This window comes from Georgenia sp. SUBG003, from assembly GCF_000715355.2.
Lineage (GTDB): Bacteria > Actinomycetota > Actinomycetes > Actinomycetales > Actinomycetaceae > Georgenia.
This window is the reverse complement of the sequence record NZ_CP180204.1, coordinates 4,038,256-4,058,791: the sequence shown is the minus strand read 5'-3', so window position 1 is coordinate 4,058,791 and position 20,536 is coordinate 4,038,256. Positions and strand designations below refer to the sequence as shown.

General features: G+C 77.3%; 21 protein-coding genes and 7 pseudogenes. 13 read left to right on the top strand and 15 right to left on the bottom strand.

Features of this window, described 5'->3' with window-relative positions; genetic code table 11:
* Window positions 1-47: 47 nt before the first annotated feature.
* From DA06_RS22190 to DA06_RS22175, 4 genes and pseudogenes are all read right to left on the bottom strand, one after another.
* Window positions 48-158 (bottom strand): annotated as a pseudogene (locus DA06_RS22190) (iron chelate uptake ABC transporter family permease subunit); the annotation flags it as partial.
* Between the two features lie 19 nt (window positions 159-177).
* Window positions 178-306, bottom strand: a pseudogene (locus DA06_RS22185) (iron ABC transporter permease); the annotation flags it as partial.
* A gap of 980 nt (window positions 307-1,286) precedes the next feature.
* Window positions 1,287-1,589: a hypothetical protein gene (locus DA06_RS22180; protein ID WP_418606054.1), complete on the bottom strand. Its 303-nt coding sequence runs from the start codon at window positions 1,587-1,589 to the stop codon at window positions 1,287-1,289.
* A gap of 194 nt (window positions 1,590-1,783) precedes the next feature.
* The gene (locus DA06_RS22175; RefSeq protein WP_418606052.1) at window positions 1,784-2,530 is read right to left on the bottom strand and encodes a hypothetical protein; all 747 of its coding nucleotides are present in this window, start codon (window positions 2,528-2,530) and stop codon (window positions 1,784-1,786) included.
* A 127-nt stretch (window positions 2,531-2,657) separates the two neighbouring features.
* Here DA06_RS22175 and DA06_RS22170 point away from each other — a divergent pair, with 127 nt between their 5' ends.
* Both DA06_RS22170 and DA06_RS22165 read left to right on the top strand, forming a co-directional pair.
* Window positions 2,658-3,302: a dihydrofolate reductase family protein gene (locus tag DA06_RS22170; RefSeq protein ID WP_418606051.1), complete on the top strand. Its 645-nt coding sequence runs from the start codon at window positions 2,658-2,660 to the stop codon at window positions 3,300-3,302.
* Window positions 3,187-3,717 carry an ADP-dependent NAD(P)H-hydrate dehydratase gene (locus DA06_RS22165; RefSeq protein ID WP_418608168.1) on the top strand — a complete coding sequence of 177 codons (531 nt, stop codon included), beginning with the start codon at window positions 3,187-3,189 and terminating at the stop codon, window positions 3,715-3,717. The genes DA06_RS22170 and DA06_RS22165 overlap by 116 nt, the downstream gene beginning before the upstream one ends.
* A 321-nt stretch (window positions 3,718-4,038) precedes the next feature.
* Here DA06_RS22165 and DA06_RS22160 read toward each other — a convergent pair.
* From DA06_RS22160 to DA06_RS22145, 4 genes and pseudogenes are all read right to left on the bottom strand, one after another.
* Window positions 4,039-5,799: pseudogene (locus tag DA06_RS22160) on the bottom strand (ComEC/Rec2 family competence protein); the annotation flags it as partial.
* Window positions 5,800-5,855: 56 nt separating this feature from the next.
* The gene (locus tag DA06_RS22155; RefSeq protein WP_418606050.1) at window positions 5,856-6,179 is read right to left on the bottom strand and encodes a hypothetical protein; all 324 of its coding nucleotides are present in this window, start codon (window positions 6,177-6,179) and stop codon (window positions 5,856-5,858) included.
* Window positions 6,176-6,694 carry a flavodoxin family protein gene (locus tag DA06_RS22150; RefSeq protein WP_043505181.1) on the bottom strand — a complete coding sequence of 173 codons (519 nt, stop codon included), beginning with the start codon at window positions 6,692-6,694 and terminating at the stop codon, window positions 6,176-6,178. Before DA06_RS22150 ends, DA06_RS22155 begins: the two co-directional genes overlap by 4 nt.
* Window positions 6,695-6,845: 151 nt before the next feature.
* Window positions 6,846-7,094, bottom strand: coding sequence for a hypothetical protein (locus DA06_RS22145; protein WP_418606048.1), 249 nt, complete (start codon window positions 7,092-7,094; stop codon window positions 6,846-6,848).
* A 778-nt stretch (window positions 7,095-7,872) separates the two neighbouring features.
* On the opposite strand from DA06_RS22145, the pseudogene pyrF reads away from it, so the two are divergent.
* Window positions 7,873-8,439: pseudogene (pyrF, locus tag DA06_RS22140) on the top strand (orotidine-5'-phosphate decarboxylase); the annotation flags it as partial.
* Between the two features lie 163 nt (window positions 8,440-8,602).
* Here pyrF and DA06_RS22135 read toward each other — a convergent pair.
* Window positions 8,603-8,791, bottom strand: a pseudogene (locus tag DA06_RS22135) (glycosyltransferase); the annotation flags it as partial.
* A gap of 116 nt (window positions 8,792-8,907) precedes the next feature.
* Here DA06_RS22135 and DA06_RS22130 point away from each other — a divergent pair.
* From DA06_RS22130 to DA06_RS22110, 5 genes are all read left to right on the top strand, one after another.
* Entirely contained in the window at window positions 8,908-9,678 is a 771-nt protein-coding gene (locus DA06_RS22130; RefSeq protein ID WP_418606047.1) for an ATP-binding protein, read from the top strand.
* Window positions 9,671-9,907 carry a hypothetical protein gene (locus tag DA06_RS22125; RefSeq protein ID WP_418606046.1) on the top strand — a complete coding sequence of 79 codons (237 nt, stop codon included), beginning with the start codon at window positions 9,671-9,673 and terminating at the stop codon, window positions 9,905-9,907. Before DA06_RS22130 ends, DA06_RS22125 begins: the two co-directional genes overlap by 8 nt.
* Before the next feature lie 294 nt (window positions 9,908-10,201).
* On the top strand, window positions 10,202-10,633 hold the full coding sequence (locus DA06_RS22120) for an HAD-IIIA family hydrolase (protein WP_418606045.1): 432 nt from the start codon (window positions 10,202-10,204) through the stop codon (window positions 10,631-10,633).
* Window positions 10,570-10,770: a hypothetical protein gene (locus DA06_RS22115; RefSeq protein ID WP_418608379.1), complete on the top strand. Its 201-nt coding sequence runs from the start codon at window positions 10,570-10,572 to the stop codon at window positions 10,768-10,770. The genes DA06_RS22120 and DA06_RS22115 overlap by 64 nt, the downstream gene beginning before the upstream one ends.
* The gene (locus DA06_RS22110) at window positions 10,767-11,294 is read left to right on the top strand and encodes a glycosyltransferase family 9 protein (RefSeq protein WP_418606044.1); all 528 of its coding nucleotides are present in this window, start codon (window positions 10,767-10,769) and stop codon (window positions 11,292-11,294) included. Before DA06_RS22115 ends, DA06_RS22110 begins: the two co-directional genes overlap by 4 nt.
* On the opposite strand, the gene DA06_RS22105 is transcribed toward DA06_RS22110, so the two are convergent.
* Window positions 11,278-11,706: a hypothetical protein gene (locus DA06_RS22105; RefSeq protein WP_418606043.1), complete on the bottom strand. Its 429-nt coding sequence runs from the start codon at window positions 11,704-11,706 to the stop codon at window positions 11,278-11,280. The genes DA06_RS22110 and DA06_RS22105 overlap by 17 nt on opposite strands.
* Before the next feature lie 59 nt (window positions 11,707-11,765).
* Here DA06_RS22105 and DA06_RS22100 point away from each other — a divergent pair, with 59 nt between their 5' ends.
* Window positions 11,766-12,626 (top strand): DUF58 domain-containing protein, encoded by an 861-nt coding sequence (locus tag DA06_RS22100; RefSeq protein WP_418606042.1) that lies wholly within the window; start codon window positions 11,766-11,768, stop codon window positions 12,624-12,626.
* A 5-nt stretch (window positions 12,627-12,631) separates the two neighbouring features.
* Window positions 12,632-13,564 carry a GNAT family N-acetyltransferase gene (locus DA06_RS22095; protein ID WP_418606041.1) on the top strand — a complete coding sequence of 311 codons (933 nt, stop codon included), beginning with the start codon at window positions 12,632-12,634 and terminating at the stop codon, window positions 13,562-13,564.
* Window positions 13,565-13,633: 69 nt separating this feature from the next.
* Here DA06_RS22095 and DA06_RS22090 read toward each other — a convergent pair whose 3' ends face one another.
* Window positions 13,634-14,935, bottom strand: coding sequence for a Mur ligase family protein (locus tag DA06_RS22090; protein ID WP_418606039.1), 1,302 nt, complete (start codon window positions 14,933-14,935; stop codon window positions 13,634-13,636).
* Window positions 14,936-15,013: 78 nt separating this feature from the next.
* Window positions 15,014-15,514: a phosphotransferase family protein gene (locus DA06_RS22085; protein WP_418606038.1), complete on the bottom strand. Its 501-nt coding sequence runs from the start codon at window positions 15,512-15,514 to the stop codon at window positions 15,014-15,016.
* On the opposite strand from DA06_RS22085, the gene DA06_RS22080 reads away from it, so the two are divergent.
* Window positions 15,410-17,212 (top strand): DEAD/DEAH box helicase, encoded by a 1,803-nt coding sequence (locus DA06_RS22080; protein WP_418606036.1) that lies wholly within the window; start codon window positions 15,410-15,412, stop codon window positions 17,210-17,212. The genes DA06_RS22085 and DA06_RS22080 overlap by 105 nt on opposite strands.
* On the opposite strand, the gene DA06_RS22075 is transcribed toward DA06_RS22080, so the two are convergent.
* Window positions 17,145-17,756, bottom strand: coding sequence for a hypothetical protein (locus DA06_RS22075; RefSeq protein ID WP_418606035.1), 612 nt, complete (start codon window positions 17,754-17,756; stop codon window positions 17,145-17,147). The two genes, DA06_RS22080 and DA06_RS22075, sit on opposite strands and share 68 nt — an antisense overlap.
* Here DA06_RS22075 and DA06_RS22070 point away from each other — a divergent pair.
* The gene (locus DA06_RS22070) at window positions 17,638-18,045 is read left to right on the top strand and encodes a substrate-binding domain-containing protein (RefSeq protein WP_418606033.1); all 408 of its coding nucleotides are present in this window, start codon (window positions 17,638-17,640) and stop codon (window positions 18,043-18,045) included. The genes DA06_RS22075 and DA06_RS22070 overlap by 119 nt on opposite strands.
* Here DA06_RS22070 and DA06_RS22065 read toward each other — a convergent pair.
* Window positions 18,012-18,623: an NAD(P)-dependent oxidoreductase gene (locus tag DA06_RS22065; RefSeq protein WP_418606032.1), complete on the bottom strand. Its 612-nt coding sequence runs from the start codon at window positions 18,621-18,623 to the stop codon at window positions 18,012-18,014. The two genes, DA06_RS22070 and DA06_RS22065, sit on opposite strands and share 34 nt — an antisense overlap.
* On the opposite strand from DA06_RS22065, the pseudogene DA06_RS22060 reads away from it, so the two are divergent.
* A pseudogene (locus DA06_RS22060) lies at window positions 18,544-19,458 on the top strand (YifB family Mg chelatase-like AAA ATPase); the annotation flags it as partial. The gene DA06_RS22065 and the pseudogene DA06_RS22060 sit on opposite strands and share 80 nt — an antisense overlap.
* Here the strand turns inward: DA06_RS22060 and DA06_RS22055 are convergent.
* Window positions 19,340-20,490, bottom strand: a pseudogene (locus tag DA06_RS22055) (Rossmann-like and DUF2520 domain-containing protein). The pseudogenes DA06_RS22060 and DA06_RS22055 overlap by 119 nt on opposite strands.
* Window positions 20,491-20,536 lie beyond the last annotated feature (46 nt).

Genomic DNA, 20,536 nt, shown 5'->3' with positions numbered 1-20,536 from the left:
GCGTAGATCGCCACGGCGGCGGCGAGCGCGCCGCCGAGCGCGGCGAGCGAGACCACGGCGCCGGACAGGCCCCCGAGGAGGATCGCGGTCGCCGCGGCGAGGGACGCCCCGCCGCTGACGCCCAGGATGTCCGGGCTCGCCAGGGGGTTGCGCAGCACGGTCGTGGAAAAGGGCGCCGGCGAGGGCGAGCGCCGCACCGACCAGCGCACCCAGCAGCAGCCGCGGCAGCCGCAGGCGGAGGAGCACGAAGTCCTCCCCGCCCTCGCCGCGGCCCGCGAGGGTGCGCACCACGTCACCGGCCGCCATCTCGTTCTCCACGGTCAGGCTCAGCCAGGGCGAGGAGGAGCACCAGCGCGGCGAGCACCGCGACGACGACCGTCGCGCGCCGGCCGCCTCGTCACCGCGCGACGCCCGCGTGGACGCCGGCGCCGTGTGGGGCGCCGAGTCCCTGCCGTCGCGCCCGGTCGCGACCTCACCGGCATCCTCGCCGCGGCGCGGGACGGTCAGCTGGGCGGCCTCGTCGTCGGCGGCCTCGAGCCGCGCGACCTGCCCGACCCAGCCCTCGCCCGCGCGGCGCTCGCAGCGGCCGGGTTCGTCCTCCAGCTCGAGGTGCGCCGCTCCGAGGTGACCGAGCACGCCGACGTCGTGCTGCCGGTCGCCCCGCCCGTGGAGAAGGCCGGCACCTATCTCAACTGGGAGGGCCGCGTCCGCCCGTTCGGGCAGGTCCTCGTCTCCCGGGCGCTGGCTGACCGCCAGGTCCTCGACGCCCTCGCCACGGAGATGGGGCTCGACCTGCGTCTCGGCGACCTCACCGCGGTCCACGACGAGCTGGCCGAGCTCGCCGGCTGGACCGGTGCCCGTCCCCCCGCGCCCGCCGTGGCCGCCGGGCCCCTGCCCGCGCCCGGCGAGGGGCTTACGCCGTCGGGCAGGATCCCCGGACCACAGGGCGGACCACCCCGCGCGAGGTCGGCCGCGACCGCGACCGCGGCGGTTCAGCAGGTCGACGCGGCGCTCCCGGCCGACGTCGGAGACGAGCGTCGGCTCGTGCTTGCGGAACGGGTCCAGGAGGTACCGGGCGCCCGTCTCGACGGCGACGGCGAGGCCGTGCCGCTCCAGCAGGCGGGCGACGTCCCGGGTGCGGGCCGGCAGGTCCGGCGCGAACGGGTCGAGGTGCTGGTGGTCGAGCGTGAGGGCGACCCCGCCGTAGCCGAGGTCGGCGAGGACTGCGAGGGCGTCGGCGAGGCGGTGGTCCACGAAGCCGTTGGTGCCGTAGGCCAGCGTCAGCGTCACGTCGTCGCCAGCTTCCTCGCCGTCGTGCGCAGGGCCGGGACGGCGGTGACGAGGGCGCCGCCGAGCACGGGGTGACCCGCGGCGGCGGTCAGGGCCGCCTGCAGGGGCAGCATGCCGCGGATGCCGGTGCCCGTGGCCCGGCGGACCGTCCCGGCGTCGGGGGGAGCCGACCGCGGCCAGCTGCGCCCGTCCGACGGAGGCTCGACACCACGGGGCTGGACCGGCTCGTCGAGCACGAGGCCGGGGACCTCGTCGTCGTCGCGGAGGCCGGCCTGGCACTGCGCGAGCTGCAGGAGCACGTCGCCGCGCGGGCCAGGAGCTCGTCGCCGACGTCCCGCCCGAGCGCCACGACGCCGGTTCGACGGTCGGCGGGGTGCTGGCCACGGGCGCTCCGGGCCGCGCCGCCTCCAGCGCCTCGCCCTGCGGGACCTGGTCCTGGGCACTACCGTCGTGCTGGCCGACGGCACGGTGGCGGTCTCGGGCGGGAAGGTCGTCAAGAACGTCGCCGGGTACGACCTCGCCAAGCTGATGACCGGCTCCTACGGCACGCTCGGCGTGATCGTCCGTGCCGCGTTCCGCCTGCACCCGGTGCGTCCGGATCGCGCGTTCGTGCTGCGCACCGGGCCGCTGGAGGAGGTCGCCGATCTCGCCCGCGCCGTCGTCGCCTCGCAGCTCGCGCCCGCCGCCGTCGAGCTCGACCGGCCCGCCGGCAGCGACGAGGCGAGCCTCGCCGTCCTCCTCGAGGGCACCGGGGCCCGGTCGGGATGGCGGTGGCGAGCAGGTCGCCGTCACCGCGGCGCCCGAGGCGCCGGCGCGCCAGGAGCGCCCGGGCGAGCAGGACGAGGAAGGACGCCATCGCGGCCAGGCCGAGCATCGACGTCGTCACCCGCACCAGGGACGGTACGGGTAGGACGAACAGGACGAGGCACAGGTTGAGCGTCACCACCCGCGCCACCGCGGCGCGGTCGATCTCCTCGTTGACGGCGCGCACGACGGACGGCCCGCCCCCGAGCATCACCGGGGCGAGGTAGCTCAGCGCCGCGAGGAGCACCTGGGCGGCGAACCCGGCGGCGAACGGGGCGGCGAGCAGTCCGAGGCGCTCGACGGCGTCGGGCCAGGTGGGTGCGGTCAGCACGACGAGCCCGAGGGCCGCGGCGCAGAAGGCGGCCCACACGACTGCGCAGGCTGCCGAGAGCGTGGCGAAGGAGCGGGGCGGCTTCGTGCGCGCGATGGTCACCATCGGGCGCACCAGCGACGCCATGCCCCGCCTGACCGAGGCCGTGCTCGGGCGGCGCGCCCCGGTCGAGCGCCGGCACAACCGCTGAGCCGGCTGGCGGGGCCCCCCGCGGCCCCCGTGAGGAGGAACGATGTTCGACCCCGAGGAGCTGGTCCGCCGGTACGCCGTCGCCGACCGCGGCGCGTGGCACCTGCGCGTGAACTTCATCGCCAGCCTCGACGGCGCCGCCACCCACGCGGGCCTGTCCGCCGGCCTGAACAACGCCGACGACAAGCAGGTCTTCGACACCCTGCGGATGCTCTCCGACGTCGTCCTCGTCGGGGCCGGCACCCTGCGCGCCGAGGGCTACGGGGCGATGCGGCTCGACGGCGACGCCGTCGCGTGGCGCCTGGCGCACGGCCTGCCCGCCCACCCGGTGCTCGCCGTCGTCTCCTCCCGGCTCGCGCTCGAGCCGGACGCCCCCATGTTCACGGACGCGCCCGTCCGCCCGCTCGTCCTCACGCACGAGGCGTCCCCGGCCGCGGCGCGCCTCGCGCTCGCGGACGGAGGCGGGGGTGCGCGGCCTCGCCGAGGACGAGGACGGCGAGGTCAGCGGCGCCGACGCGCAGCAGCTGGAGGGGCACGCGAGCAGGGCGGACGCGGTCCTGGTCGGCCCCGGGCTGGGCGAACCGGAGGGCACGCTGGCCCTGCTGCGGGGGCTCGTGCCGCACGTCGCCGAGGAGGCGGTGGTGGTCCTCGACGCGTTCGCCCTCGGGGTGCTGCCCGGCGCCGGTGACGTCCAGGACCGGCTGCGCGGACGGCTCGTGCTCACCCCGAACCTGGCCGAGACGGCCCGCCTGCTCGAGCGGGAGGAGATCCCGGACGAGGACGCCGCCGACGCCGTGAGAGACGCGGCCGCGCGGTTCGGCGCGGTGGTCTGCGGCCACGGGTTCGTCTCCGACGGCGAGCGGACGTGGCGCTCCTCCACCGGCCACACCGGGCTCGGCACCTCCGGCAGCGGCGACGTCCTCGCGGGCGCGATCGTGGGGCTCCTCGCCCGCGGCGCCGACCCGGCGCAGGCGGCCGTGTGGGCGATGCACCTGCACGCCGCCGCGGGTGACGCGCTCACCGCCCGGGTCGGGAAGGTCGGGTTCCTCGCCCGTGAGCTGGTCGACGAGCTGCCGCACCAGCTGCACGCGCTGACGGCGTGAGCGCGGACCCCGGCCGGGCGTCAATATGCTGCGACGCATGACGCGACCAGGCTCGTCCGCGCGCGGTGCCTCCGCGCGACCGCCTGCGGGTGCCTCCGCGCCGCCCTCCCCAGCACCGTGGCGGGTGGGACGGCCGGGGCGGCGAGGAGGTTCGCGGGCACGGCGTAGAGGGGCAGGGCCGGTGCGAGCAGGACGACCACCGGCCCGCACGCCGCCTGCGCCGCGGCGGGGACCGCGACGGCCGTGGCCAGCCACCGCGGCAGCAGGTGCGAGAGCCAGCGCGCCCAGGGCCGCGCCAGCAGGACCAGCCCCCGCCGTCGCCAGGACCGACAGCACGAAGCCGAACGCGCGGGCGAGCCAGGGGTCCACCAGGAGGAGCGCCACCACGGCTGCGCACAGCGCCGGCAGGGCCCGTGCCGGACGGCCGAGGACGAGCGCCAGCAGGACCACGGCGCCCATGACGGCGGAGCGCAGCACGCTCGGCTCCGGCCGCACCAGCGCGACGAACGCGACGAGGGCCGCCGCACCCACGGCGGTGCGCCAGCGTCGCGGCAGCCACACGAAGGCGCCCAGCACGGCGCCGAGCAGGATCGCCACGTGCGCGCCCGAGACCGCCGTGAGGTGGGTGAGGGAGACGGCCTCCATGTCGGCGCGGAGGTCGTCCGGGAGCTCCCGGTCGTCACCCACGGCGATCCCGGGCACCAGCCCTCTGCCCTGCGGCGAGAGCTCTGCGGTCGCGTCGCGGAGGGAACCCCGCAGGACGTTGACGGCACCCAGGAGCCAGGGTGGCGCGCCGAGCCGCTCCGGGTCGCGCGAGGTGACGAGCAGGGCGGCGGCGTCGTCCCCCGGTTCCGTCGCGACGAGGGAGCCGCGCACCCTGACCTGCTCGCCGAGCGTCAGCGCGCCCCAGGAGGCGGGCCCCAGGACGGCCACGCTCGCCCGCGCCGACGACCGCGCACCGCGCCCGGCCACCTCCTCCACGTCGACGAGCACCCGGAAACGCTCCGTGGTGTCCCACTCCCGGCTCGCCACGACCCGCGGCTCCGCGGCCACCCGGGCGGTCACCTCCGCGCTGGCGCCGTGCGCGACCAGCTCGCAGAGGACACCAGCGGTCCGGGCCTGGACCTGGGCGGCCGGTGGAGGCCAGCACCGCGGCGACCCACCACGATCGTCAGCAGCGCCGCGGCCGACGGCGGACGGCCCGGCCACGTCGATCCCGCGCCGCACCGGCTGGTGCTCGCGCTCCACCAGGTGCGCGGTCAGGTCGCGCACCGTCCAGCCCTCGCACAGCGTCGGTGCGTCGGGGTCGGCCTCCCGCAGGGTCTCGACGAGCGCCGCACGCTCGGCCTCCATCCACGCCGTCCCCATGGCCACCTCTCCTCGCTCTGTGCGGTGCGTCGGGGCTAACGGTGCCACGACGGCGGCGCGGACGCGTTGTGTGCGAGGATCGTCGCCTGCCCCCGCCGTGGAAGTCACCGGAAGGACCCGCCGTGCCCGTCCCAGCGCCGGAGGCCGCGTCCCCGCGCCGCCAGGACGGACCGCGCCCCTACGCGCTGCCCGGCGGCACGCTGCGTCGCAGCCTCGCCCTGATCGCCCGCGGCATCGCCGACTCGCGGCGCACCTCGACCATCGCGATCGTGGCGGCCGCCGTCTACGGCGCGGGCACGGTCGCCGCCCGGCGCAGCGCCTCGGCCGGGTCGGGGCCGGGCAGGTCGCGAGACGTCCGACCGCCGCGAAGAACTCGGTCTCGCGGACCAGACCGTCGTCGTCGTCGCCCGACGGGAGGGGCAGGCCGAGGAGCCGGCGCGCCCGGGTGGAGATCCAGCCGCTGTGCACGTCGCCGGAGAGGAGGACCACCGGGCGGCCGGCGGCGACGGCGTCGAGGGCCGTCAATGTGGGGCGGTCGGCCCAGGTGGCGTGGCGGAAGCCGTACGCGAGGACGGGCTCCTCGGCGGAGAACGGGACGGTGGCGAGGTGCGCGCCCAGGAGCTCCAGCGCCTCGGCGGCGCTGCGCGCCGCGGAGACGTCGAGCCGGGTGAGGGTCTGCGCCCACTGGGTGAGGTGGACGTGGTGGTCCCACAGTCCCGGGACGGCCCAGCGGCCCTCGGCGTCGACCTCCTCCTCGCCCGCCGCCCGCGTCAGCGTGGGGGGCGACGGCGGTGACCGTGCCGTCGGTGATGCGCAGGTCGACCGGCCCGCCGGGGGGGCGACCGGGGTGGACGCCGGCGCGGCGAGCAGCCGCTCCAGGGTGACCAGCCCGCCCAGCCGGTCGCGTCGACCACGGCGACGACGGCGGCGCTGTCGTAGACCCGTCCGGGCATCGCCGCCAGCACCGCCCCCGCCGTGTCGGTGACGGCGGCGACCGGGACGTTGCGCGAGGCGTGCCGGGCGGCCGTTCTCAGCTGCGCGCTCAGCTCGCCGTCGAGGTCGCCCGTGGCGGGCGCCTCGCGGGTCTCCTTCATCCCACCGTCGCGGCCACCTTCCGTGTCAGGGCGGCGCCCCAGTCACGTGCGCGGTCGCGCTCGCCCTCGCGCAGGGGCCCATCCGCCTCCTCGACGACGAACCCCTCAGGATCAGCGACGACGTCGAAGCCGTGCTTGCGCAGGGCGCGCGCCACTCCGTGGGACGCGCCGCCGGCCAGTGCCGACGGCAGGCGGGTGTCGAACGCGGCCGCGCGCTGCCCGGTGCCGGCCGCCGGCAGGCCGACGAGCCACTCGCGCACGCCGTCGTCGATCTCGCCGCCGGTGCCGATCTCCTGCGGGTGAGCCTTGCCGCGGGACCAGGGCCGGCTCATGCCCAGCATGTGGGTCGGTCCGCCGACCACCAGCAGGTCGGCACCGTCGACCTGCTGCGCCGTCGCCTCCTCGACGCCGACGACGGTCACGTCGGCGCCGGCGTCTCGTGCGCCGTCGGCGATGGCCGTGGCGATCTCGCGGGTCTGGCCGTAGTGCGTCTCGTACACCACAACGACATCCATGGCTTCTCCACCTCCGAGCGGGACGTCGTCGTCCCGGCGTTCCCATGGTGCGCGCGTCGGCCGCCGACGCACCAGGGGCCAAGGGCCCGCCGCCCGCGTTCGGCATCCTCGGCGGAGCCGCCACGCGGAGCGCCGGGCGCCCTCCGCTGCCTCAGGGCACGAGCACCGCCGCACCCTCGTAGGCGTCCGACGCCAGGTCGGCGAGCGTGGCGGCCGCCTCCGTCAGCGGCCGCACGAGCGTGGTCGGCCGCAGGTCCGTCCGGGCGGCGATCCGCAGGAACTCCTCACCGTCGGCCCGCGTGTTCGCGGTGACGCTGCGGACCTCCTTCTCGTAGAAGAGCTCGCGTTCGTAGTGAAGCGGCGGCACGTCGCTGAGGTGGATGCCGGCGATCACGAGCACGCCGCCGCGGTCGAGGGCGCGCAGCGCGGTGGGGACGAGGTGGCCGGCGGGCGCGAACAGGATCGCGGCGTCCAGCGGCTCGGGCGGCAGGGCGTCGGCGGGGGCGGCGGAGCTCCGCGGCGTCGAGGTCCGCGCCGGTGCGGGCGAGCCGGTCGCGGGCCGGCTCCGCAGCCTCTGTTGCCACCCGGTCGAGCTCGTCGAGCCGGAGCACGTCGTCGTCGCCGGCGTGGCCGGCCCGGACGTCGCCGGTGAGCAGGTCGGCGTCGAGAAGGAGGGGTCCCACAGTGGTGGCCGGCCAGTACACCTCGCCGAGCAGCTCGGCCGTGGTGTCCTGACCGACCCACTCTCGCCAGGCGCCCGCCAGTTCACGGGCGACGTCGTCGCGGTCCTGACTGCGCTCGTCCGCAGCGGTCTCGTCCGCGGCCCGGCGTTCGTCGGCCTCTCCCGCTGCCTGATCGGCGTGGTCCGCGTCGGTCCTGGCGCGCGCGAGCTCGACGGCGCCCTGCAGACGGTTCCCCGCCTCGCCCGCCCGTGCCTGTGCTGCGGAGGCGACCTCACGGGCGCGAGCGGCGGCGTCCTCGAGGTCGTGCGGCGTGATCAGGAGGTGCTGGGCCGCGGGCCGCTCCTGCGCCTGCGGGTCGCCCACGAGCAGGGTGCGGACCGGTTCTGCGGTGCCCGCGACGGTCTCGGTGCGAGCCTCCAGCCCACCGGGGAAGGGCGGTCGTCGCCAGGTGGGCGCCGCGCAGCCCGGCCCGGGCCTCGTCGAGGACGCCGGCCCATGGACGCCCACGGCCCGGTGTGCGTGGGCATCGACCCGCACCCGGGGCTCCTCGCCGCGTGGGGCCTGCCGGACGACCCGGCCGGCCTGCGCACGTTCGGGCTGCGCGTCGTGGAGGCGCTCGGTGGTCGGGTCGCCGCTCTCAAGCCGCAGTCGGCGTTCTTCGAGCGGCACGGCTCGTCGGGCGTGGCGGCGCTGGAAGAGGTGCTGGCTGCCGCCCGGGCCGCCGGCACGCTGACGATCCTCGACGTCAAGCGCGGGGACATCGGCTCCACGATGTCCGGCTACGCCGCGGCGTACCTCGGCGACGGTCCGCTCGCCGCCGACGCGGTCACCCTGTCGCCCTACCTGGGCTTCGGCTCGCTCCGGCCCGCCCTCGACCTCGCCCGGGAGCGGGGACGCGGGGTGTTCGTGCTGGCGCTGACGTCGAACCCCGAGGGGGCGTCCGTCCAGCACGCCCGGACGGCCCACGGCTCGGTCGCCGGCGACGTCGCGGTCGGCGCCCGTGCGGAGAACGACGAAGCACCCAACCGGCGCCTCGGCTCGGTGGGGCTCGTCGTCGGCGCGTGCGGCCGCCGCGCCACGGCGGCGAAGCTCCTCGCCGTCGGCCAGCATCGCCGTGACGCGCTGGGCCACCCAGGTGGCGTCGAGGGCGGAGTCCTCGACGATGACGCCCCCCGCCGGCGGCCACGACGTCCGCGGCGTTGAGCCGCTGCTCGCCGTTGCCGACGGGCAGGGGCACGTAGACGGCGGGGAGACCGATGGCGGCGAGCTCGGAGACGGTGCCGGCGCCGGAGCGGCACAGCACCAGGTCGGCGCAGGCGTAGGCGAGTTCCATGGCACCGAGATACTCGCGCACGTGGTAACGGTCGGCGACCTCGGGGACGTCCCGGGCAGCGGCGGCGACGGCGGCCCGCACGTCGCCGTCCTTGCCGCGACCGGTGAGGTGGAGCACCTGGGCGCCCGTGCCGACCAGCGCGGCGGCGGCGCCTGCGCGCCGTCGGGGACCAGCTGCGCGGCGCCGGACCCCTGGGCGTGGCCTACTCCGGCGGGGTCGACTCGGCGCTCCTGCTCGCCCTCGCGGTCCGCACGCTGGGCCCGGACGAGGTCGTCGCCCTCCTCGGCGTCTCCCCCTCCCTGGCCCGCTCGGAACGGGCGCGCGCCCACGAGACCGCGGCCTTCATCGGCGCCCGCGTCGTGGAGGTCCCCACCCGCGAGTCCCAGAACCCCGACTACGCGCGCAACGACGTCGACCGGTGCTTCTTCTGCAAGGACGAGCTCTTCACCCGGATCGGCGAGGAGGTCGTCGCCGCCCACGGGCTGGCGGCGGTCGCCTACGGGGAGAACGCCGACGACGCGGGGGCGTCCGGACCGGCCGGGCGCACGGGCGGCGACGAACCACCGGGTCCTGCGTCCGCTGTCCGTGGCCGGGCTGACCAAGGCGCAGGTGCGCCTGGTGGCCCGCGCCCTCGCGCTGCCGGTGGCCGACAAGCCCGCCGCGCCGTGCCTGGCCTCGCGCATCCCGCACGGCGAGGAGGTCACGCCCGAGAAGCTCGGGCAGGTCGAGCGCGCCGAGGAGGTCCTGCGCGAGCTGGGCTTCTCCGACGGCCGCGTGCGCCACCACGGGGACATCGCCCGCATCGAGCTGCCGACGGCGGAGATCGCCCGCGCGGGCGAGGAGACGTCCGCCTGGCCCTGGACGCCGGGATCCGGGAGGCGGGTTTCCGGTTCGTGGCGGTCGACCTGCGCGGGATCCAGTCCGGCGCGTTCACCCTGCCGCTGCTGGCGGTGGGCGGCCGTGGCTGACGGGCCCGGCCCGGTCACGCGGGCCGCGCAGGACACCGCGAGCGGTGATCTCGCCGTCGACGGCGTGGCCGAGCTCGACCACGACCGCGCCCGCTCCGACGCGCTCATGCGCGCCCCTCCCACGGGGCCCCGCGTGGGCGCCCAGGAGGCGGAGACGGGGGCGCGGGGCGGTTCCGCTGGCACCTCGCCACCGTCGCCGCTGGCCTCGCCGGAGCGGCCGCGAGCCTGACCGCCTCGGTCGGTGGCGGCCGCGCAGCCGGGCGGACCGCCGTCGTCGCCGGCGCCACCGCCCTCGGCCTGACCGCGGACTTCGCCCGACGCCGCATCGCGCCCGGCCCGCGCCCCGGCGAGGAGGGCTGGCGCTCCGAGTGGACGCGCATGGCCGTCACCAGCGCCGCCATCCCGTGGCTCGCCGTCTGGCACCGGGCGCGCGGCGCGCTGGCCTACCGCCGGGGGGTCTCCTCCCTGGCCCCCGCCGCTGCGCGCCGTCCTCCTCGACCGCGACGGCACCCTCGTGCACGACGTGCCCTACAACGCCGACCCCGGCAAGGTCCGCCTCGTCGACGGCGCCGCGGACGCGCTGCGCCGGCTGCGCGGCGCTGGGCTGGCCACGGGACTCGTCACCAACCAGTCGGGCGTGGCGCGCGGGCTGCTCACCGAGGGCGACGTCCGCGCGGTGAACGCGCGGCTCCTCGACGAGGTCGGCGGGCTCGACACGGTGCAGCACTGCCCCCACGGGCCTGACGACGGCTGCGCGTGCCGCAAGCCGGGACCGCTCATGGTCCTGCGGGCCGCCGCGGAGCTGGGCGTGGCGCCCTACGAGTGCGCGGTGGTCGGCGACATCGGCGCGGACGTCGCGCGGCCCGGGCCGCCGGCGCCGGTCGGTCCGTCGTGCCGACGGCGGAGACCCTGCCGGAGGAGGTCGAGCAGGCGGACGTCGTCGCCCATGACCTGACCGCGGCGACGGAGCTGCTGCTGGCGGCGGCAGGGGACGCGCGCGAGCACGGTGCTCCCGGCGAGCGCCCCCTCCATGACGACCGCGCCGCTCCCGGCCGCGCCACCCGCACGCCGGACCTGGCGGTGACACGATGACCCGCGTCCTGGCCGTCCGGCTCGACAACGACGGCGACGTCCTCCTGGCGGGCCCCGCCGTCCGCGCCCTCGCCGCCTCCGCCGGCTCGCTCGACCTCCTCGTCAGCCCCGCCGGCCGGTCCGCCGCCCGGCTCCTCCCGGGCGTCGACGACGTGCTCGTCGCGGACGTCCCGTGGTCCGGGTACGTCCCGCCGGCCGCGGACCCCGCACGCCTGCAGGCCCTCGTGACCCTCCTCGCGGAGCGGCACTACGACAGGTGCGTCATCTTCACCTCCTTCCACCAGAGCCCGCTGCCGATGGCGCTTCTCGCCCGCATGGCCGGGATCGGGTACGTCGCCGGCACGAGCGTGGACTACCCCGGCTCGTTGCTCGACGTGCGCCACCGCCGCCCCGAGGGCCTGCACGAGGTGGAGGCCGCCCTCGACCTCGTGCGTGCCACGGGGGGCCTCGCCCGCGGCCGACGACGACGGCCGCCTCGCCCTGCGCCGCCGGTCGGCTGCGGGGCGCTCACCCGTCGAGGGTAGGGCCAGCCGCCGGTGCGTCGCCGTGGCGGCGCACCAGCCGGTACGCCAGGCCGACGGCGAGGACGCCCACCCCCGCCACCACCGAGGCGACCGGCAGGGTGAGCACCAGTATCAGGCAGGCGGCTGCGCCGACAACCTGCACCCAGCGGGGGTAGAGCCGGTGGTCGGCGCCCTGCGTGAACGCCGAGACGTTCGCGACGGCGTAGTACAGCAGCACGCCGGCCGAGCTGAACCCGATGAGCTCGCGCAGGTCCGCGACCGACACGGCGACCACGACGACCGCCGCGACGGCCGCCTCGGCGCGGTGCGGGACACGGAAGCGGGGGTGAACGGCGGCGAGGGGCCGCGGGAGGTCGTCGTGGCGGGCCATCGCCAAGGTCGTGCGCCCGACGCCGGCGAGCAGCGCCAGCAACGCGGCCCGCGTTCTCCTCGCGCCGGCACCTGCCCTCCCGCCTGGCGCGGCTGCGGGAGATGGACGGACGCACGGCCGTGCTCGTGCGTGGGCAGGGCACCGAGTTCGACTCGCTGCGGGAGTACGTCATCGGCGACGACGTCCGGGCGATCGACTGGCGCGCCACCGCCCGGCGCGGCGACGTGGTGGTGCGCACCTGGCGCCCCGAGCGGGACCGGCGCGTCCTCGTCGTGCTGGACACCGCCCGGCTCTCCGCCTCCCGGCTGGGCGACGCGCCGCGGCTGGACGCCCAGATCGAGGCGGCGCTGCTGCTCGCGGCGCTGGCCTCCCGCGCCGGGGACCGGGTGGACCTCGTCGCCGTCGACAACCAGGTCCGTGCCCGGGTGTCCGGGGAGCAGGGCGCCCGGCTGATGAGCGCGCTCGCCCAGGCGATGGCGCCGTTGGAGCCGTCGCTGGTGGAGATCAGCTGGACCACGGTCACCCAGGTGGTGCGGGACACGCTCTCCCAGCGGGCGCTGGTGGTGCTCCTGAGCGCGCTGGAGCCGTCGGCGGTGACCTCGCGGCTGCTGCCGGTGGCGCAGGCCCTCACGGCCGACCACACCGTCGTCCTCGCCTCCGCGTCGGACCCGGAGGTGGCGGCGCTGCGCGCCGACCGGTCCAGCTCGGACGCGGTGTACGACGCCGCGGCCGCCGAGCGCGGCGAGCTCGAGCGCGACGCGGTCGCCCTCCGGCTGCGCCGCCGGGGGGTCGAGGTGGTCGAGGCCGCGCCGGACGACCCGACCCGGCCGTCCTCGCGCGGATCGTCGCGGCGCGGCTCGCGGCCCGGGGAGGACGGCCGGGACGTCGAGCTCGGCACCGAGCCGCGCTACCTGCGCCGGCCCGACGTGCACGTGGCCGGTGCGCCCAAACGGGTGTCCTGACCGGTATGGACGTGCGGCTGCGCGCGCTCCGGCTGGAGGACCTGGACCGGGTCATGCAGCTGGAGGACCAGCTCTTCGGGCCGGGTGCCTGGAGCCGGGGCGCCTACGTCGACGAGCTCACCGACGCGCCCGCTCGCACCTACGTGGCCGCCGTGGTCGACGCGCCGGACGGAGAGCTGGTGGTCGGCTTCGCCGGCCTGGCCGCCGGCGAGGAGGCGCAGGTCATGACCGTCGGCGTCGACGCGGCCTTCCGCCGGCAGGGCATCGGCACCAGGCTCGTCGACGCGCTCCTCGACGCGGCACGCCGGCAGGGCGCCCGTGCCGCCGCGCCGGACCGCTGGCTGCGCGGCATGCGTGAGGCGCCGGTGGTCGTCGTCCCCTTCTCCTCCGAGGCCGCCTACCGCCGTCGCTACGCCGAGCCCGACAAGGCTCGTCCCGCCGCTGCTGCCACTGCCGCTGCCGGCCGTGCGAGAACCGCCGGTCCGGTGGCCGGGTCCGGCGGGGCCGACGCCGGAACGGATCGCGATGCCCGCTGGGGCGTGCCGTACTGGCACGTGGACGCCGGGATGGCCTCGCTCCTCATTCTCCAGACGGCGGTGGACGAGGGGCTCGGGGCGTGCTTCTTCGGCGTCCCGGCCGCGCGGGTGCCGGCCGTGCGGGAGGAGTTCGGCGTCCCGGACGAGTACGCGCCCGTCGGCGCGATCACGGTCGGGCACCCGGCGCCGGAGGAGACCCCGGGTGGCTCACCCACCCGCGCCCGCGCCGTCCGCTCGACGAGGTCGTCCACCGCGGCCGCTGGACGCCGTGACCGCGTCGCCCCGGCACCTGCTCCCGCCCCGGCACCTGCTCCCGCACCTGCACCTGCTCCCGCACCTGCACCTGCATCCCGCGCGCGCTCACAAATCGCCGGCGGCCCCGTGCGCCTCGGGCATCAGTAGGTGGCTCCGCGCAGAGTGAGTCCGCCCAGGCCCACTGATCCTGCTCAGGGTCGCTCCCGGAGCGCTCGGTCAGCGCCGACCGCCCGGGACAGCTGGGCGCGGACCTCCGCCGGGAGCACCGCCCAGTCCGCCGGGGTGTCCAGGTCGGTCGAGGTGCCGGGCCGGAGCACCACGTCCGGCACCACGCCGTGCCGTCGGGCCTCGCGCTCGTGCGCCTCGCGGCTGCCCGGGCCGAAGCGGAACCGGAAGCCGCTGACGGTGCGGTCGAGCACCAGGACGTTCGTGCCGGTGCCCAGCCGGTCCGGGGCCGGGCGACGAGGCGGAAGGCGGCCCGTCCGGCGTCGTCGACGCGCACGTCCTCCGCCCGGCGTCCGCGGCGTCGGAGCGGCCGAAGTACAGCACCTTGCCGGGGGCGAGCGAGGCCATGGCGGCGACCCGGGCGTCGTCGGCGTTCAGGACGGCGGTGCCGCCCGGCGCGAGGCCCGCGACGAGCTCGGACTTGGCGCGGGCGACGTTCTCGATGCCCCCGAACTCGCCGAGGTGGGCGCGGCCGACGGCGAGGACCACCGCGACGTCGGGCGGCGCGACGGACGTGAGGTACTCCAGGTTGCCGACGTGGTCGGCCCCCATCTCCAGCACCAGCGTCCGGGTGGTGCCGGTGGCCCGCAGCACGGTCAGCGGCAGGCCGATCTCGTTGTTGAAGGACCCGGGCGGGGCGATGCGCTCGCCGAGCGGCGCGAGCAGCCGGGCGAGGAGGTCCTTGGTGGTGGTCTTGCCGACCGAGCCGGTCACGGCGACCACCCGCAGCGGGTCGTCGGCGCCGCGGCGCGCGCGGAGCTCGGCGAGGACGTGCCTGGCCAGGCGCCCCAGGGCGGCCGCGACGTCGTCGACGAGGACGGTGCGGCCGGCGACCACCACCGCGGCGAGGTCCGGCCACCGGCCGACGAGGTGCGGAACCAGGGGAGGCGCGCCGTCGGTGGCCCGGGCGAGCGTCTGGTGGTTCTCGACGTAGGCCTGGAAGCCGTGGGCGAGCACCTTGACGAAGAACTCCCGCCCGCCGGTGCGGTCGCCGTCGAGCCGGCACCGGACCACGCACCGCGAGCCCGGCCGGTAGCTCACCGAGCCGACGGTGCAGCGGCGGACGGGCTCGCCGAGCAGCTCCTCGAACCGGCGGCGCGCCTCCTCGGCGTCCAGCAGCACCCCCAGGCCCGGCAGGGCGTCGTCGTCCGCGAGGGTGCGCCGCGTGGTCGTCCCGCCGGCGATCTCGACCACGACCACCTCTCCGCCGGACCGGTCGAACGCCACCCGCACGCTCCGGTCGGGGGCCCAGCGCACCTGGTGCACGCCGCCGCTGCGGGCCTCCGCCGCCACCACGCGGTCCGCGAGGCTGACCAGGTGGTCCAGCTCGCGCCAGTCGGTACCGGCCGGGGGCGCCGGGCCAGGCGGTGGTCATCGCCGCCGCCAGGTGCGGTCCGCCAGCTCGACGCACTCGTCGACCCGCTCCGCCCAGCCCGGCTCGTGCAGCTGGACGCGCCGCCCCGCAGCACGCAGCTGGAAGAGCACGTCGTAGCACGCGGCGCGCGCGAGGCGGCCGGCGTCGTCGCACGGGCCGTACCCCGCGAGGAGGGCGGCGACGAGCTCGTCCCCGTCCGCGGTGCCGACCATGGCCCACCACCGCAGGTCGGCACAGATCTTGCCGACGTCGAGCGCCGGGTCCCCGGACGTGACGCGGTCGAGGTCGACGATCCGGAGGCGGTCGCCGTCGACCAGCACGTTGTCGCACTTCATGTCTCCGTGCAGGAGGTGCCCCGCCTCGGCGGGGAGGTCGAGGAGCTCGGCGAGGACGTGGTCCGTCAGCCGGAGCAGCCGCGCGCCGGTCGGCGGACGCAGGGCGGTGACATGCTCGGTGGCCCGCCGGGTCGCCGCCGCCTCCGCCGTCGGCGCCGACACTCCGGCACGGCCGAGGCCGCCTGGGCCCACCGGCACACGGTCGTCGCCACGGGGACCGGGTCCGGCAAGTCCCTCGCCGCCTGGCTGCCGGCCGTCTCCGCGGTCCGGGCCGGCGCCGCCGACGCCGCGCGTCCCGGTGCGGGCAGCATCGCCGCGTACGACCGCCGCCCCACCACGCTGTACCTCTCCCCCACCAAGGCGCTCGCCGCGGACCAGCTGACCGGGCTGCACCGGCTGCTCGACGCCGCCGGGCTGCGCGCGGTGCGCGTCACCACGTGCGACGGCGACACCCCGCTCGAGGAGCGCGACTGGGCCCGCGACCATGCCGACGTGGTGCTGTCCAACCCGGACTTCCTGCACTTCTCGATGCTCCCCGGCCACCGGCGCTGGCAACGGCTGCTCAAGGGGCTGCGCTACGTCGTCGTGGACGAGTGCCACGCCTACCGCGGCGTGCTGGGTGCCCACGTCGCCCTGGTGCTGCGGCGGCTGCTCCGCCTGGCCGCCCGCTACGGCGCGACGCCGACGGTGCTCGCCGCCTCCGCCACGACCGCCGAGCCGGCGCTGACCGCACGACGCGCTCGCGCACGCCTGCCCGCGACGGTCCGCGGGCACGTCGGCGTGGTGACGTCGGCGGGGCGGGTGGTGCGCCTGGACGTCCTCGACGCGCCCGGGCTCCCGCCCGCCGGAGCCGCGCCGAGCCTGTCCGGCGGTGTGCCGCTCACCGAGCTTCTCGCCCTGGAGAAGGACGAGGAGGTCGTGGGCCTCGCGCGTCTCGACGACGACGCCGCCCCGCTCGTCCTCGCCACCGCGGGCGGAGTGGTCAAGCGTGTCACGAGCGACCGGCCGGCCAACAAGGACAGCTGGCAGGTGATCGCGCTCGGCGACGGGGACCGGGTGGTCGGCTGCGGCCACGCCGCCGACGGCGACCGGCTCGTCCTGGTCTCCTCCGACGCGCACCTGCTGCGCTTCGACGCCTCCGCCGTGCGGCCCCAGGGCCGGGCCGGCCGCGGGATGGCGGGGATGCGGCTCGGGGACCGCGCACGGGTGATCCACCTGGGCATCATCGGCGACGACGACGTGTCCGCCTCCGTCGTCGACGCCGGGCCGGAGGACGAGCGCCGTCCCGGGCGGCTCGTGGTGGTCTGGGGGCCGCCCGGAGCACCCGGCCGGACCACGCTGGCGGTGACGCTCGCCGCGGAGCTCGCCGTCCTCGCCGGATCGGCCAACCTTGTCGACGCCGACACCGAGGCTCCCTCGGTCACGCAGGTGCTGGGGATCCTGGACGACGCCTCCGCCGTGGCCGCCGTCGCCCGTCAGGCCCTCAACGGCAGGCTCGACCCGACGGTGCTGAGACGGCTGTGCCCCGTCGTCGACGGGAACCTGCACGTCATGACCGGGCTGACCAGGGCCGACCGGTGGCGCGAGCTCCCCGCCGCGGCTCTAGAAGTGGTCTGGGACGTCGCCCGTGCCTCGGCGCCGTGGACCGTCGTCGACACCGGCGCGACGCTGGACGGTGATCCGGACGGCGCCTACGGGCCCCGCCGCCACGCGGCCACCGCGTCCGCCCTGGCCGCGGCGGACGTCGTCGTCGTGGTGGGAGCCGGCGAGCCCGTCGGTATGCGACGCCTGGTCATGGCGCTCGGCGAGCTGTCCGACGCGACCTGCTCGCTCCCGGCGCGGCCCGCACGGTGGTCGTGAACCGGGTCCGCGCGCAGGCCCTGCACCAGGTCCGCGCGCCCCAGGAGCAGCCCGGCCTGCGGCCGCCGAGGAGCTTGTCGCCCGACGCGGTCACCAGGGCGGCCCCGGCGCGCAGGGCGGTCGCGGCGTCCGGCTCGTCCGGCAGCCGGGGATGGGGCGCCAGCAGACCGGAGCCGATGTCGGCGACCACGGGCACCGGCAGGCGCGCCAGCTCGCGGACGGGCACGGTCGAGGTGAACCCCGAGACGAGGAAGTTGGACGGGTGGACCTTCAGGACGAAGGCGGTGCCGTCGTCGACGGCGGCGGCGTAGTCGTCCAGGCGGACCCGGTTGGTGGTCCCGACCTCGCGCAGCGTGGCGCCGACGGACTCGAGCAGCTCCGGGATGCGGAACCCGTCGCCGATCTCGACCAGCTCCCCGCGGGCGATGACCACGCTGCGCCCCGCGGCCAGCGCGAGGGTGACCAGCGCGAGGGCGGCGGCACCGTTGTTGACCACGTGGACCCCGCCGGCGTCCGGGACCGCGGCGGCCCTGGTCGTCGCCAACACCGCCCAGGTGCTCCCCGTGCTCGAGCACCTGGCGGCGGCGCGGGTGCGCGTCCCGGAGGACCTGTCCGTCGTCGTGTTCGACGACAACCCGTGGCTGCACCTGCACCGTCCCGCGCTCACCGGGGTCGAGGTGCACGTGCCGCTGCTCGCCGCGCACAGCGTCGAGCGTGCGGTCAACCCGGCGGCCGGCGCCGGGCCGGTGCTCGTGCGCGCGGACCTCGTGGTCCGGAGCTCGACGGCGCCGCCGCAGGGTCACGGCGCCGGTACGGCCTCCGGGACGGCGTAGACGTCGACCACCCGGGAGTCGTCGAGGGAACCGAGGCCCGCGTCGTGCGCGGCGACGAACTGCTCGTGCGCCGCCCTGAGCACAGGCACCGGCAGGCCCGCCGCCTCGGCCGCGTCCGCGACGATCCCCGAGTCCTTGACGAAGATGTCGACGGAGGAGAAGACCTGCTCGCCCGGGGCCGACAGCATCTTCGGGCCCCGGTCCCCGAGCATCCACGAGGCCGCGCCGCCACGGGTGAGGAGGTCCAGCGCCCTTGCCTGGTCCAGGCCCAGCCGTCCGGCGAGCGCGAGGGCCTCGGCCGCGGCGACCAGGTGGACCGAGCAGAGCAGCTGGTTGACGACCTTCATGACCTGGCCGTCCCCCACCCGGTCGCCGACCACCTCCGGGGTGCCAACGGCCTCCAGGACGGCGCGCGCCCGCTCGACGTGCTCGGCGGCGCCGGACACGAAGAGCAGCAGGGTGCCGGCCGTGGCGCCGGCGACCCCACCGGTGACCGGCGCGTCGTTCGCGCTCGAGGTCGCCGCAGCCGGCGGGCACCATCTCTTCCTCCTCGGCGCCCCCGGCGCCGGCAAGACCATGCTCGCCGCCCGGCTGCCCGGCCTGCTTCCCGACCTGGGGGAGGCGGAAGCCGTCGAGGTCTCGGCCGTCCACTCGGTCGCCGGCACGCTCGACCCGGCCGCCGGGCTGCTGCGGCGTCCGCCGTTCGAGGACCCGCACCACACCGCGACACCGGCGGCGGTGATCGGCGGTGGCAGCGGCTTTCCCCGTCCCGGCGCCGCCACGCGCGCGCACCGCGGCGTTCTCCTGCTCGACGAGGCGCCCGAGTTCTCCCCGCGGGTGCTGCAGACGCTGCGCCAGCCCCTGGAGAACGGAGAGCTCGTGCTGCAGCGCGCTGCGGGGGCGGCCCGCTATCCCGCCCGGTTCCAGCTGGTGCTGGCCGCGAACCCCTGCCCGTGCGGGAAGGCGGTCGGCAAGGGGCTGGCGTGCACCTGCAGCGCGGTCGAGCGTCGCCGGTACCTCGGCCGGCTGTCGGGCCCGCTGCTGGACCGCATCGACATCCAGGTGGACGTCGCGCCCGTCACCCGGGCCTCGCTGGCCGTCTCGGCACCCCTCGAGGGCTCCGCCGTCGTCGCCGCCCGGGTGGCCGGGGCCCGCGCACGGCAGAAGGCGCGCCTCGGGGAGACACCGTGGCGCACGAACGCCGAGGTGCCCGGCGCGTGGTTGCGTGGCGCCGAGGGCCGGCTGCCCGCCGACGTCCGCGTGGCCCTCGAACGGGCCCTGGACCGCGGCGCCCTCAGCATGCGCGGAATGGACCGCGTCCTGCGGCTCGCCTGGACCCTCGCCGACCTCGCCGGCCGGGAACGACCCACCACCGCCGACGTCGGCACCGCGCTGGCGCTACGGACCCGAGGAGGAACGGATGGCTGACCTGCCCTTCGACGCCGGCGACCCGCGGCTGGCGGCGGCCGCGTGGAGCCGTATCGCCGAGCCGCCCGACCGGCACGCCGGGGCCCTGGTCGAGAGTCTCGGCCCGGTGGAGGCACTCGGGTGGCTGACCGCGGCGGCGCGTGGTGGCCCGGGCGAGGTGCCGGTAGGTGTCGGCGACGTCGGCGAGCTGCTCCCCCAGCCCGTCGAGCGCGGCGAGGTGGGACTCGACGGTGCCGACGTCACCCCGCACGACCGGCCCGGTCAGGCCCTGCTCGCCGCCGCGCACCGCGCCGTCCAGGGCCGCGGAGAGCAGCGGCGCCAGGTAGGTGCCGGGCTCCTCCAGGCCGGCGGCCTCGAGGACGCGCTCGGCCTGCGCCACCAGGGTGACGAGGTGGTTGGCCCCGTGCGCGAGCGCGGCGTGGTAGACGGGACGGTCGGCCTCCGCCACCACCACGGGCTCGCCGCCGATCTCGACCACGAGGGCTGCGCGATGGGCAGGACGGGCGCGGCGGCCGTCACCGCGAACGGGCAGCCGGTGAGCCGGGAGACGTCCAGGCTCGTGCCCGTGAAGGTCATCGCCGGGTGGACCGCGAGGGTGATGGCCCCCGCCGACCGGGCGGGCGCGAGCACCTCGGTGCCGTAGCGGCCCGACGTGTGGACGACGAGCTGGCCGGGCTGCCAGCGCCCGAGCTCGGCGAGCCCGCGGACGAGGTCGGCGAGGACGTCGTCGGGGACGGTGAGGAGCACCAGCTCGGCGCGCTCGACGACCTCCTCGATCTCCAGCACGGGGACGCCGGGAAGCAGGGCGTCGACACGGTCGCGGCTCTCGGCGGAGACGGCCGTGGCGCCGACGACGGCGTGGCCCACGCTGCGCAGCGCGCTGGCGAGGACGGCTCCGACGCGCCCGGCGCCGACGACTCCGACGCCGAGACGTCCGCGCCCGCGGGCAGCTCGCCCTCGCCCTTTGCCGGCCCGGGCGGGGCCGGCGGCATGTCCAGGTGCCCCACCGTCCCGCACCGACGAACCGCTGGAGGAACAGCGCGGCGACGACGGAGCCGCCGCC

Bases quoted from the DNA above. Each gene is read 5' to 3' on its own strand.
- DA06_RS22065 (WP_418606032.1), bottom strand. From the start codon at position 18,623: ATGGTCTTGCCGGCGCCGGGGGCGCCGAGGAGGAAGAGATGGTGCCCG.
- DA06_RS22175 (WP_418606052.1), bottom strand. From the start codon at position 2,530: ATGGTGACCATCGCGCGCACGAAGCCGCCCCGCTCCTTCGCCACGCTC.
- DA06_RS22110 (WP_418606044.1), top strand. From the start codon at position 10,767: ATGACCCGCGTCCTGGCCGTCCGGCTCGACAACGACGGCGACGTCCTC.
- DA06_RS22095 (WP_418606041.1), top strand. From the start codon at position 12,632: ATGGACGTGCGGCTGCGCGCGCTCCGGCTGGAGGACCTGGACCGGGTC.
- DA06_RS22070 (WP_418606033.1), top strand. From the start codon at position 17,638: ATGACCACGCTGCGCCCCGCGGCCAGCGCGAGGGTGACCAGCGCGAGG.
- DA06_RS22100 (WP_418606042.1), top strand. From the start codon at position 11,766: ATGGACGGACGCACGGCCGTGCTCGTGCGTGGGCAGGGCACCGAGTTC.
- DA06_RS22170 (WP_418606051.1), top strand. From the start codon at position 2,658: ATGTTCGACCCCGAGGAGCTGGTCCGCCGGTACGCCGTCGCCGACCGC.
- DA06_RS22155 (WP_418606050.1), bottom strand. From the start codon at position 6,179: ATGAAGGAGACCCGCGAGGCGCCCGCCACGGGCGACCTCGACGGCGAG.
- DA06_RS22150 (WP_043505181.1), bottom strand. From the start codon at position 6,694: ATGGATGTCGTTGTGGTGTACGAGACGCACTACGGCCAGACCCGCGAG.